This window comes from Marinobacter gelidimuriae (assembly GCF_000372805.1).
Lineage (GTDB): Bacteria > Pseudomonadota > Gammaproteobacteria > Pseudomonadales > Oleiphilaceae > Marinobacter > Marinobacter gelidimuriae.
In genome coordinates this window covers 1-11,754 of record NZ_KB889928.1, presented here as the reverse complement: position 1 = coordinate 11,754, position 11,754 = coordinate 1, and the positions used below count along the sequence as shown (strand labels likewise).

General features: G+C 51.9%; 12 protein-coding genes. 6 read left to right on the top strand and 6 right to left on the bottom strand.

From position 1 onward, the window contains the following. Positions 1 to 815: 815 nt before the first annotated feature. From A3OI_RS0116125 to A3OI_RS0116110, 4 genes are all read left to right on the top strand, one after another. Entirely contained in the window at positions 816 to 2,264 is a 1,449-nt protein-coding gene (locus A3OI_RS0116125; RefSeq protein ID WP_018405277.1) for a YqaJ viral recombinase family protein, read from the top strand. 137 nt (positions 2,265 to 2,401) lie between these two features. Then, positions 2,402 to 2,725, top strand: a complete 324-nt coding sequence (locus A3OI_RS0116120; protein ID WP_018405276.1) for a hypothetical protein — start codon at positions 2,402 to 2,404, stop codon at positions 2,723 to 2,725. 49 nt (positions 2,726 to 2,774) lie between these two features. Continuing rightward, a complete protein-coding gene (locus tag A3OI_RS0116115) occupies positions 2,775 to 3,464 on the top strand; it encodes a hypothetical protein (RefSeq protein WP_018405275.1) in 690 nt (229 codons plus the stop codon). Positions 3,465 to 3,785: 321 nt separating this feature from the next. Continuing rightward, on the top strand, positions 3,786 to 4,190 hold the full coding sequence (locus tag A3OI_RS0116110; protein WP_155903189.1) for a hypothetical protein: 405 nt from the start codon (positions 3,786 to 3,788) through the stop codon (positions 4,188 to 4,190). 6 nt (positions 4,191 to 4,196) lie between these two features. Here the strand turns inward: A3OI_RS0116110 and A3OI_RS0116105 are convergent, their stop codons facing one another. The 5 genes from A3OI_RS0116105 to icmW are packed head-to-tail and all read right to left on the bottom strand — an operon-like array spanning position 4,197 to position 8,189. Beyond that, positions 4,197 to 4,634 (bottom strand): hypothetical protein, encoded by a 438-nt coding sequence (locus tag A3OI_RS0116105; RefSeq protein ID WP_018405273.1) that lies wholly within the window; start codon positions 4,632 to 4,634, stop codon positions 4,197 to 4,199. Beyond that, complete coding sequence (locus A3OI_RS0116100) at positions 4,635 to 5,873, bottom strand: hypothetical protein (RefSeq protein WP_155903187.1); 1,239 nt, start codon at positions 5,871 to 5,873, stop codon at positions 4,635 to 4,637. After that, entirely contained in the window at positions 5,873 to 6,988 is a 1,116-nt protein-coding gene (locus A3OI_RS0116095; RefSeq protein ID WP_018405271.1) for a hypothetical protein, read from the bottom strand. Before A3OI_RS0116095 ends, A3OI_RS0116100 begins: the two co-directional genes overlap by 1 nt. After that, complete coding sequence (locus A3OI_RS0116090; RefSeq protein ID WP_018405270.1) at positions 6,985 to 7,623, bottom strand: hypothetical protein; 639 nt, start codon at positions 7,621 to 7,623, stop codon at positions 6,985 to 6,987. Before A3OI_RS0116090 ends, A3OI_RS0116095 begins: the two co-directional genes overlap by 4 nt. Positions 7,624 to 7,625: 2 nt before the next feature. After that, a complete protein-coding gene (gene icmW, locus A3OI_RS0116085) occupies positions 7,626 to 8,189 on the bottom strand; it encodes a type IVB secretion system protein IcmW (protein ID WP_018405269.1) in 564 nt (187 codons plus the stop codon). Positions 8,190 to 8,313: 124 nt separating this feature from the next. Between icmW and A3OI_RS0116080 the strand changes: the two genes are divergently transcribed. Both A3OI_RS0116080 and A3OI_RS0116075 read left to right on the top strand, forming a co-directional pair. After that, positions 8,314 to 8,859, top strand: coding sequence for a hypothetical protein (locus tag A3OI_RS0116080; protein ID WP_018405268.1), 546 nt, complete (start codon positions 8,314 to 8,316; stop codon positions 8,857 to 8,859). A gap of 3 nt (positions 8,860 to 8,862) precedes the next feature. Further along, positions 8,863 to 11,427 carry a DotA/TraY family protein gene (locus tag A3OI_RS0116075; RefSeq protein WP_018405267.1) on the top strand — a complete coding sequence of 855 codons (2,565 nt, stop codon included), beginning with the start codon at positions 8,863 to 8,865 and terminating at the stop codon, positions 11,425 to 11,427. Positions 11,428 to 11,534: 107 nt separating this feature from the next. Here A3OI_RS0116075 and tnpA read toward each other — a convergent pair. Further along, a partial coding sequence (tnpA, locus tag A3OI_RS0116070; protein ID WP_018405266.1) for an IS200/IS605 family transposase occupies positions 11,535 to 11,754 on the bottom strand: 220 nt, incomplete at its 5' end.

The following is an 11,754-nucleotide window of genomic DNA, read 5'->3' as shown; positions in this document are numbered from 1 at the left end:
GAACTGGGCGTGGCCGTGGTCTTCAGGCCCAGATCCAGACCCACGCTGCCAGTGCCACACCGGCGATCGGGTTTTACCGAGACAACCACGCAGAAATACCACCGACCTCGGGCGTCCTCAGAAAAGCAGCCAGAGCGNAATTTGTACTGAGACAAACCGTAGCTGTCCCAGACCCGATAATGCTGACCGTGGAACCGAACCTGCCCGTTGCTCCAAACCGCGGCGCCGGTGTTCACNGGCACCCAGCCGAGCGACCGGCGAACCCCNTGGGTTTTACGCCACGCGAGTTTGGATTTTCGGAACTGCTTGCGGCGTGTGACNTATTCCTGGGCAACGACCTGNAGTGTTTGGCTGTGAAGGCCTAGAAGCTTGCCGGCACCCTTGGTATAAGGATGAANATCGAAGGCCGACAGAAACTGNCCTCTCTCCCGAATGCTGCGATGACTGAGTTCATTCACAAAATTCCACACACNGTTAACAGCCGCGGCCTGACGGCGCAGCACATTAGCGTGTTTGTCCCGAACTCGGACTTTGAGGGTTTTGGTGAACTCAGTCATACTGTATATAACCACAGTGTTTTTACTAAGACAAGACCTCTGCCGAGGTCACGCTATCCATCCCCACCCAAATGTTAGGGAAGTCGCTCCCGCTCCACTTGAATCAATTGGATGGGGTATTTCGCGACTATGTTGATAAAATCATCCAGTAAGTTCACCAAAGTAAACCACAAGGTGCTTTTTGCTACGCAAGCGAATTGTAATGCCCTATATTGATGTAGCATAAACCATCGAATGTTAAATCTATGAGGGCATGTTGTGAGTGATGAGATCAGTCCAGACCAACAAACACTGTATGACGAGGTAGCCTGCGTTATAGAAACGCTGCCTCAGCGTTCAGTTATCTCTGATAGCACGGTTGATCACTGGATTCGGGGAATTATCAAGCGCGACCCCGAGCGCGCGGTCTGGCATGCCCACCGCGCTGCCGGGATCGGTGGATCGGAAGTCGGCGAACTCTTGCTGACCGCTATGGGTAAATCAAACGCTTACAATACGCTGGAAGACCTCTCGCGGATGAAGTTGTTGCAGCAGTTTCCGATCCCCCCTACGATTCACATGCTCCGCGGTACGGCCATGGAGCCCTTGGCGCAGCCTGTTTATCATAAGCTGTCCAACCACAAGAGTTTGCTGGAAACGCCGGAAATCAAAGAAGCCTTTTCCAAGCCCCATCCGGATTACCCATTTATTATCGGAAACCCTGACGAAGTTGCTCAGGCCGGAAATAAAGTGCTCGTTACGGACTTCAAGGTTCGTTCCAACCTGGATAGCGAGGACGCCATCAAGCTGATCAACGCAGCACAGGTGCACTGGTACGGCCTTCTGTATGAGGGATATTTCAAAAAACTGCCCGATTACTACGCGCTGGCTGAACTGGATATCCCCTCCAAGCTCATCGATGACCTGATGGCCCAGGAGAACCCAAACTTTCAGGCACTGGCTGACAACATCGCTGCGGTAAATGGTCCGGGGTTTGGTATGCAGGTCCGCACATTCCGCCATAATCCCGCAATCGCTAACAACCTGGTGAAACTTGCCCGTGAATTTTGGGAAAACCACGTACTGTCAGGGATCCCTTATCAAAATCCCCAGCCGCAAAAGCCGGCTGAACTAACATCAAACGACGAAAAAAGCTTGAATGAACTTCAGAATGAATTTTTGCGGTTCAAGCTGGCGGGCCAGGTCGCCAAGGATAAAGCCGATGAAATCCGCGTAGAGATCGATAACATCGCCAGTAAATATCAGGTCAAGGAGTGGCCTTTCGAGGTGCCCGGGATATCAGCAGGCTACACTGAGCGATTTGACGCTAAAGCGGCAGTGTCGGCACTGATGAGTAAAGGTGTCGATAAAGCATTATTAGTTAAACCGACTGACGTTCTGGATACCGAGGCCGCAGAAGTGACATTGCGCAATAACGACCTACTCGGGGAGCATGTGTTCAAACAGGGATTCGATACGCGGATGATCAAGGCTTCTTTAAAAGAAGCTGGATTGTCTGCCAGCCTGTTCCAGAACAAAACATTTCGGATCGGGATGAGTACCAAGAAAGTCGACACGGAAATTCGGGACCAGTTACAAGATCACATGACAGTGCACATCTCACGCTTTATGGCAGACAGCAAGGACGACAAGCCGTCCCTGGCTGGAAAATCGGAGGATATGACTGAGGCCGAGGATCTGGATCTGGAAAATATGTCGTTGGCGTGAGCCATGGAAAACGGGTTATTACACAGCCAGCCCGGTAACGCATTATTCATACTACAATAACTTATGTTATCCACAGAGTTTTCAGCATTTTCTGTGGAAAAGTAAACGCCTCAAGTGTTAGTAGCACGGAGATCATCATGAATCAGTTGGCACAGAAAGATATGGGGAATCAATCGGTTACTTTGATCGACGCGGAAGAGCGATTTCATGCAATGGAGTCAAAAATTCGGAAAATGGAGGTACTGCTGACCGACATTCAAAGCCATTCCCATCCTGGTGTTATGGATTTGATGCTCCAGTATTCGATGCTGCGAACCGCCCTGTCAAGAATCGGTTCACGCCTCAAAGGGGATGCGATTGCCAAGATCCACATCCGGGATCTGAAGATGCTTGGAAAGCTGGAAATTCTGGTGTTTGAATTTGAAGGCACATTGAGCGACGCCCACGCAGAATTGGCTTGATCTCACCATAGCTCTAAATTTGGCAACGTAATAATAAGGGGAACACACAATGACTGATGACTACGCAAACAGATCCTGGCTTGGCGACAACAGCACTGCCAGCCCTGGTTCTTCGGCCACGAAGTCTTCATGGCAGGAACGCGCTCGTGAAGGCCTCAATAAAACAGTGGAGTTTCTGGCAGAGCACGGCGTAGCAGTGGGCATTGCTGGCGGCAGTGTCTTGATGGCAATGGGCGCGACAGCGACCGCTATGACTGTCACGGCAGACACAATGATCGAGGCGAGCATTGCCCGTGAAGCCGCCGCCTCATTACTTACGGCAGGCGTACTGAAGCTGGCTGCTTTTTCTGGTGCTGAGTATGCGGCGAAACTGCACCTTAAGGGTGTCGAGTATCTTTTTGATGATGAGGCGTATCGCGAGGCGGCTTACGGTACTGATGGAGAGCCCATTTACGATGACCCGAGAAGCAGTAACCCGATCCGCAGCATGTCAGATGAAGCGGTTCTGGCGGAGCCTGTATTCCAGTCAGCCATTCGGAGCATATTCAAAGATCTGGAGCACGACCCGGAAACCCGCCACCAGATTTACGCAATGATCCAGAACAATCCAGGAGCGAGGGAAGCGCTGATGAATGCTCAACAGCAGATCGATCAGCAAGCAACAAACGATCAAAAACCCGGTTTGGTGGATGACATTGATTACTCGGACCTGGATTTGCCAGACGACTCACCGTCGTAACAGTCAGCACCATGCTCAAACTTCGGTCCCCGATATCAGCGGAAGCAGGCGTCGGTCCGATCAGCAAGCAACAATAAGGGTTCGCTGTGATAAAACCACCAAAAAACCACACTGGTCGGACCGAGCAAAAGCCGGCGTCTTAAAACACTGGAGTTTCTGGAAACCTATGCTCCAGCCCTACTCGCCACCTCGTTGCGGATTGCCGGATACGGAACGCTCATCACCACAGTTGCCGCGGCAGCAGGTACAACTCTCGTTGATACACAGACTGCGGGTTACTTGAGTGCTGCGGCACTGGAGTCCCGGCACATCTGGGAAATCATGAATGATATAAAGGACTTTTTAACCACTGGCGATGATCTGGAGTCCGAAAGCGCTCAGCAGAGAATTGAAAAGCAAGAGCAGACCGTTCGAGAACTCACGGAGACAGTAGGCGAGCTTTCCCAGGCCAACACGGACCTAGTGAACACAAATGCGGCGCTTGGCGATAACCTTGAACACGTGCTGGAATCCAGCCATTCCCTCCTGGAAAGTAACGGACAACTGCAGTCGGCCCTTAGACAGCATTACACCAGCGAATTGAGCAGCGCACAAATCAAAGGCCTGATTGAGTCTGTATCCTTTGATTTCGACCGGGAAGGCACCATCGTCCAATATGAGGAAGAAGAGGTGGCCCTTATCGACGAAGATGACCAGTCCCAAAGCTCCGGGCCGGGGCCCGGGTAACTCAAGTTATTGCGGCTTGGGCGCGTCGTGATCATCTGGACCGCCAGGCTCTTCAGCAGGTGTCTGGTCATGTTTCCGGTCCAAGGCACCTAGCTTATCAGCAATCTCAACCGCCCTACCGGCTGCCGGATTAACAACATAGAGCCCCGCCTTTGCAGCTTCCTTAAGGTATGGCTCAGCTGACTGCAACATGTTTTTGGCGCTATCAATGATGCTCGAGTCTCGTAGCTTGTCGGCAGTCTGATCGGTTTGGCTGGCGAACACACTGGGCTGAGACTGGCCACCGATACGATTCTCCAGGTTACTAAGTCCCTTCAGCTGATTCTGGGCATTGGGCGAGTCGCTACCCTGTACCTTGGCCAACAGTCGAGCAATCGTCGCACCGGACGCTTTCGGATCAGGCTTAACCGCAGAACCGGGTGTGGGGCTGTTGTCATTATCCATTTACTGCACCTCTTCTTGCTGCAACTCATTGGCAAGAACCTGCGATAGCATCAGGTTCGTGTTGCGTTTGAACTTCCAGCGTTGGTATTTGATAGCGAGTTGTTCGGCTTCCATTTTGGTCACTTCCCGGAGCGCGGAGCCGTGATCAACGAGAATGCGCCCAAGAACCTCAGAATCCCGCTGGCGATATTTCGCGACCCGATAGACAAATTCTTCATCGGAGCTGGCAAGATCGGGTGAAAACGGCTCGCCCATGGCGTCAGCGAGGTAGGAAGTGCCAAAGGTAGTTGAATGGGACCGGCGACTATTCATCACATCATCCATGACCGCCAGCACCATTCCTGACCCCATATCGTGCATCGTTCTTCTGGTACCTTCTGAAATACTTGCGGGCGTTGTGGCAGAATTGAGGATGGCCGCTGACTGGCTAGGGGTATCGATACTTAGATAGCGAATCAGATAGTCCATTCGTTCGTCATCGGATATTCCATACTCGTCAGCTTCTTGCCCGAGCAAGCGCTTGTGGTCAGAAACCATAATGGCGGGGTTAAGAATATCTGCAACGGAGGCGTCAGGGTGTCCACCTGCCTCAGCAACGTCCTTGAGATTCATGAACTCTCGGTTTATCTGTTGAAAACCCTGGTTATCAATATCGTTCGAGGTACGGTTAATTGCTTCGCTGGAATCCATTTCAAGGGCGTTACCTGGGGTGTACGAACCCTCCTGCACCCACTTCCAACCGGTTGCCAGTGATGTTGGCGTGGCCTGCGTCATGGATTGACCATAGGCGATGGTCGAGCAGTTGTGGCGGTCAGCCTGTTTTGCGAATTCGGATTCCCGTTGCAGGGTCTTCTGTTCTACGCGGGTTAACGGCACCCGACGCAGTTCGAGGGCAAGGCGTTTGGTCGAAGAGCCGATGACAGCAACAACGTGTTTACTGTGAGAGGCATACGCAACACTGACTGCATCCGACAGCCCTGGAAACCCATGCCCCGGGATGGCTACCGGAACATACGGTGGCATACCAGTGGCAGTGCCAACGGCGTAGGTTGAGGCTTCAAGCGCCGCTGTGATGGTACCGAGGGCCGAGGCGATAGCAACTTCACAAATAATGCAGGCATCCCGGTACCCATCGACATACGTTACTGCGCCCTGCACAGGGGGCGCATTGAGCGCCGATAATGAGAGTGTAATGCCAGCACATACAGACCATGGAGAGTAAAGGAATGGACGCATCATCAGTCACGCTCCTGCCGAAGTTTGGAGGCGAGTAATTGAGAGGTCAGTAGTGCCATGTGTCTGTCCTGCACCCAAAGTTCGTACTCCATAGATAGATGATCCATTTTTACCAACGCCAGGTCTTTCATTACCCCTTCGTCGTCTTTGGCGCTCACGTTGCCCACCCAAACCGGATCCTTGGTTCGATAAGTGGCCATTAACCGCAGCAGATCGGATTTAGATACGTCCACCTCCCCCGCCGTAAAAGCATCCGCGGCATTGGGTGAAATGCGGCTCAGCGTTTCCGCTACCCAAGAGTCGCTACCGGACTGCAGAACTGGGGCCTCGTAGCTAAGAATCTGCTGTGAAACAGTTTGCGGAATCGTCATTCGGAGGTTGTATAAATCGGCCTTGACGTCGTTTTTCAGCGCCACCGGTGACGTTGGATTTATAGATCGCGCGGGTGGATTTGGGTTCAGGGTTAAATTAAGAGCAGTAAAGGCGTTTTGTGTCTGTTCCGGAGTGAGAGCACCGAATGTGTTAGGACCATTAACAAGCACCATAGGGGCGGTCTTGATATCGGGCGCATTGCGAATTAAGCGCGCTGTCTGGGCCATAAATCGACTTCCAGTATCAATCCCTTCGGGGTAATCGCTGGTCATTTCATTATATGCGTAGGTTGAAGAGGCCAGATTCTCTTGTTGTAACGCGGTCAGCCGTTCAACAGTCGCAAGATCGCCTGACCGATCACCGTAACGACACTCATCTGTGGCACGCCGCGTCGGGCTGGCTTGGTTTATTAACGTCTCCATTTTTGCTTCGTTCAGCGGCATCTGACGAATCTCAGTCCCCAGACGCTTTGTCATTGAATCCAGCGCTTTAATGATCTTTTTTTCATTCGCAGCAGAGCTGGCGGTAACCTGACTACCTACTGACTGGAACCCTGTTGTCATTGAGGTGACAACGGCGGCAGAGCCAGCACCCATTAGCCCAGAAATGGTTGCAGCACCAATCGTTGCGGAAAAGATGCAGGTACAGGCTTGTGCAGGGGATGCTGTGATCACACTCACACAGAGTACACCGGCAACCGCTATTGCCCGACCCCGTTTATTCGACACATAGGTCGGCACTTTCATCGGCGATCTCCGTTGACAGAAGGCACATCGACATCCGAAGAGTCGCCAGTGCCAAGATATTCGAAACTCTCCGGACTACGACCGCCGGATTGGTCACTGTCGATAAACCCGTCATCAACGGCCGGCAGCTTATCGAGCTGATCACTAAAGATATCCTCGTAATCAACTCCGATATTTTTCCGCTCGCCCTCGATACTAAAGGGCGAATCGGATTCACCAAATCCGACATCCAAATCGCCGAGCCCCACGGGGCCTGTGACCGAGGCGCCCAGGCCGGCAAGTTGACCACCGATAGCGTCATTGAGAGCGCTGCAGGCTGCATCCTTGAGGCCATCAAGGATGGCGGATGTGATGCCGCTGAAACTGAATCCTACGTTGACACCGTAATCGTTGATGCAGGAATCTTCCTCCATATCCCAATCTTCAATCGGATCGGAATTGTCTTGAACGACCTTGACGGCGAGGGCCCGATTGAGCTTTCCGTAGTTTTTCCGCAGATCGTCGACTTGCGTGCAGAATGCGGAACGTTCCGTGCCGCCCTGACTGGCGCTTGCCGAAGGTGCTGTGGTTGCGACGGCCAGCAGAAGACTTACGCAGACCGATAAACGGCATTTCCTGATCGGGGGTGCTGCCATGACTATTCTCCACTGAATGAGGTTTTAAAGGAGTGCCGCTTCATCAGCCTTCCGGCTCCCGAGTTCTCTATGGCGGTAATGACACCCTCCACCCGATCCTTGGCGAAAATACGGCTTATCAATGCTGATCTTTCAAAAGCCAGAAACCGATCCAGAGCCAGATTGGCGGCCACGGATACTTCGCCGTCCTTTTCACTGTTAAGAAGATCGGTGACCACATGTAAAAAGTTTTCAATCAACTGTGGTCGTTGGTTGTCGCTTACATGCAAAAGCATCATGGCGGTCGACGTATGAAGGTAGGCCATCAGCTTAAAGGCTTCTCTCGGGTATGAGAGGCAATATTCAGTGATGGCGGGATGATCTTTAACGAGCTTCAGAAGATTGTCCATCGATGCACGAAAGCCCTCGGTGTTCTCGATAACCCAGGACTCTTTTTCATCCATCATGGCCACAACATCAGCTGCGGCTTCATTCACTGATGCCCAGTATTCATGGCGATCGGTAGAAGCTGGGAGGCCTTCTTTCTGAGCGTCAGGATTGCTCACATTTAATAGTGCGTAGTCCACTAAAAGCTCCTACCGGTGTTTCGTTTGGTAAATCGAATGCACTTTGTCGTACAGCGCTCCGTTTTTCCACGCTATTCTATTGCACAATGTACCTTAGTTTGAAATAAATCGGTGAGGGCGTGTTATGAAATCTGAGCAGAAGGCAGCCGAATCCCGGGTGGATGAGGTTGAGGCAGAGGATCATAGCCGCAGTGCGGAGTCTGTACCTGATAAAGAGCCCATCATTAAAAGGGCTCTAAAGAAAACCGGTCGTTTCGTCTCCGTGACGAGCGCGAGCGATGTTGTTTTCAGGGACGCAAAGCGCATGCGCCCCCGGTACCCACACATGTGGAAACAAGTGTTTTCTGTCAGCAGCTGGCGTGAGCATTTCAAAACAACCCGGCTGACGAAGCGTTCGTTGGTCGCCGATGTTTGGACCTCATTGATTACCATCTTGCTGGCGGTTGCTTTGACGGCTTATGGCCTAAGCCTGGCAGCTTCGCCCGCCTGGCAAAACGACGTGCCCAATATTAATAAGATCGGATTACTCGTGATCGTTCTCGCCGGCGTCGTTCAGGCTCTTTGTCACGTGGGTATCGTGATTTTCAAAATTCGTAATCGCATTCGTTACGGCGCGCAGGGTGCCTCTTTGCCTCCGGAGGCTAATAACGAAGACCCCAAGGAGAAGTGAGCCGTGTCCATTGCCTATCGGTTATTTGTCGCAATTTCGCTGCTCACCGCTGCCGTCGCGCGTGCTGATGTCCCCACCAACGAATCTGCCGTAGAAACAGGCGGCTTTGGTGCATGGATCATAGATTCATTGTTTGAAGCCGGAACGCTATCCACGATGCCGGATCAGCCAGGGATGATCGGCGCTGTACTTATCCCATTCAGTCTTAGCTGTATGGTTGTCGCAGCTGCGGTAATTGTGTTCAAGAGCGTCCAGCACCTTCTAATTATTGGCCAAGCTAAGGATGTTGAGAGCTCGCCTATCTCGATGACCTGGGCTCCGATACACATGCTGGTCTCGATTGCTTTGATAATGCCGCTGCCAAGCGGATATTCCATGGGTCAGTATGCCGCTATTTGGCTGGCCCACCAGAGTAATACTTTAGGCAACATGACAGCACAAGCCGCGGTCACCACGAATTACGGTGTGATCACGCAGGTGCCATTACCCGACGTCAGGCACGCTACAGAGGCTATCATTGATGCTCATTTGTGCAAGTCTATCTACAACGCAGCGGCGCGTTATGTTGAGAGCAACGGAGGAACATCAACTGAGGTAATGCCTCGTCCCATGCTGACGCGAGAACTTGAATCTGTAGCGGGACTTTCGGGACCCGATCTGAGTCAAACGCCAACATTGAGCAGGGCCGGGGTAATGTTCGAGCGCAACCGCGCAAACGGCGGGTTTCTCAATATAGGTCCCGGGCTAGGGAATTTCTGTGGCTCGGTGATAGTGGAATTTACAACTGACACCGAAAATTTCTGGTCCGATGAGGGTTTCTTCTCCGATGAGCCCGCCTCGCTACCCCGCAACGACGCTGGACAATTCCAAAGTAACGTGGACAGCTGCACCACAGGACCTATGTGCGTTCAAGGTCGCGACCTGACTGACATTGAAAACCGCAAACAGGCGGCTGTTGAAATGTTTGGGTCAGCCCACACCAAGGCCCGAGATGTGTTCATGAACGAAGCGTTGTCAGGCGCCTCTGCCATGAATGCGGTTGAAAAGCTTACCTACGATGTTCCGGATTATTTTGAAGCCCTGCTGGATAATCAAGCCGGCGATAATTATGTCGAAAAGCAACGGGAAGAACTGGATAAAATAGAGCGAGCGGCAGATGCCACGGTAAAAATGGTGGGGAACCTCCAAACCAAGGTATACGCCTCCTACGCGACGGCTATTAACACTTACACCGCTAACCGAAACGGGGTTGGAGATAGCTTCAGGGATTCGGTAGATCGCATTGGCTGGCCAATACTAGGGCTCTACTGGTTCCAGATGAGCACGTTAAACACCCGGATTCTGGAGGCGGTCAATTTTCGCTCGACAAGCACCGTTAATATTGAAAGCAAGATCGAGCAGATCGGAGCATTGATCGATGACGAAGCGTTCGTGGCCCGTATGCGCAACCGAATTGCTCGTTATAAGTCCGCTGTCCACAATAAACTGTTGAATACGCGGCTTGATGACAACCCAGGCAGCGGTGGAATTCAGAGTTCCGCAACGAATCCCAGCGTGAACGATGCCATGTCACATCTGAACAACGCAACACAGGCCGCCGATATTAAAAGCGCTTTTCCAATGTTTGCGGAAGAGCTTATCCGCTCAGCAGGAAAAGGCGTGATCAACTCGGAAGAGGGCATCATGAGCGCCATCGATGGGTTCGTGAAGGGCACCGTCTTCCCATTTCTGGTTTCTCCACTAAAGACTGATGACAACATGATTTCTGGCATGGTTTCCATGGGTCACAACATCATTATCGTGTCAGAAATCGGTTATTTGGCAAAGATTGCCGTCAACGCCTGGGCTGAGCAAACGGTTGAGGCCGCCGAGGAAGATGGGTTTGTAAAGAAAAGCTGGGATGCAGTCAGCAATCCTATGTCTTTTGCTACCGACTTCTTTTTAGTCAAAGTCATGAATTCAATGATCGGTACGATGATCAACGATCTCGTTAACTTCGTATCGAGCATGTGGTTCTTTGTCTTTTTGCTCGGGTTGTTCCTGGCCTTCTATGTGCCCGCCATTATCATGATTCAGTGGCTGATTGCCCTCGTAACCTGGATGATTTATATCATTGAAGCGGTCGTTGTCATTCCCTTATGGGGAATACTGTTCGTGGCGCAGATGGGAGAAAAGGCGTTCGCACCCCAGATCGCACAACAAGGTTTCGTCCACCTCCTCTCCATTCTGGTGTACCCGGCGTTCCTGGTGATCGGGTTCATCATTGGCTTGAAAATCGTGGATGTCGCCTCGCTGTTTCTTGTCGACTTCCTGATTATTGGCTTCTTGTCATCGACAGAAGGATTTACCTTCGGAATCATCTCGCTGGTTGCCGGGGTTGCTGTCGTCGCGATTGCGTCGTACCAGATCGTCTTGCGTGTTTTCTCTTTAATGCTGGAGCTTCACGACCGTGCGATCAGCTGGATTGGTAGCAAACAAAGCTTCGGTGAGGGCCAGACTGAAGACAGTGCTCGAGGAAATGTAACGGCCGTTATCGGTAAAATGGAGACCAAGGGGGTCGGACGATAATTCTTTGGAGTCAACGGGTAAACGAAGGCAAGGACGCCTTCGATCCATCCTGCTTGCCGCAGGGTACCCACTCCGAGCTAGGTGTGGGGTGAATGCGGTGCAGGGCGTTAGCCCTGCTGGTTCTTGATATAATCTTTGATGATTTCAAGGGGAGCGCCGCCACAAGAGGAAACGAAGTAGGCGCGACTCCAAAGAACAGGCTTGTGATACGCCCCTGTTAAATCCGNAAACTGCTGTCGCAGTCGGCGAGAGGTCACAGCTTTAAGCGAGTTAATCAACTTGGTGAGTTGCACGGATGGCGGGTAATTGACCAGCAGATGAACATGA

Bases quoted from the DNA above. Each gene is read 5' to 3' on its own strand.
- A3OI_RS0116100 (WP_155903187.1), bottom strand. From the start codon at position 5,873: ATGATGCGTCCATTCCTTTACTCTCCATGGTCTGTATGTGCTGGCATT.
- A3OI_RS0116080 (WP_018405268.1), top strand. From the start codon at position 8,314: ATGAAATCTGAGCAGAAGGCAGCCGAATCCCGGGTGGATGAGGTTGAG.
- A3OI_RS0116110 (WP_155903189.1), top strand. From the start codon at position 3,786: ATGAATGATATAAAGGACTTTTTAACCACTGGCGATGATCTGGAGTCC.
- A3OI_RS0116105 (WP_018405273.1), bottom strand. From the start codon at position 4,634: ATGGATAATGACAACAGCCCCACACCCGGTTCTGCGGTTAAGCCTGAT.
- A3OI_RS0116090 (WP_018405270.1), bottom strand. From the start codon at position 7,623: ATGGCAGCACCCCCGATCAGGAAATGCCGTTTATCGGTCTGCGTAAGT.
- A3OI_RS0116115 (WP_018405275.1), top strand. From the start codon at position 2,775: ATGACTGATGACTACGCAAACAGATCCTGGCTTGGCGACAACAGCACT.
- A3OI_RS0116095 (WP_018405271.1), bottom strand. From the start codon at position 6,988: ATGAAAGTGCCGACCTATGTGTCGAATAAACGGGGTCGGGCAATAGCG.
- A3OI_RS0116120 (WP_018405276.1), top strand. From the start codon at position 2,402: ATGAATCAGTTGGCACAGAAAGATATGGGGAATCAATCGGTTACTTTG.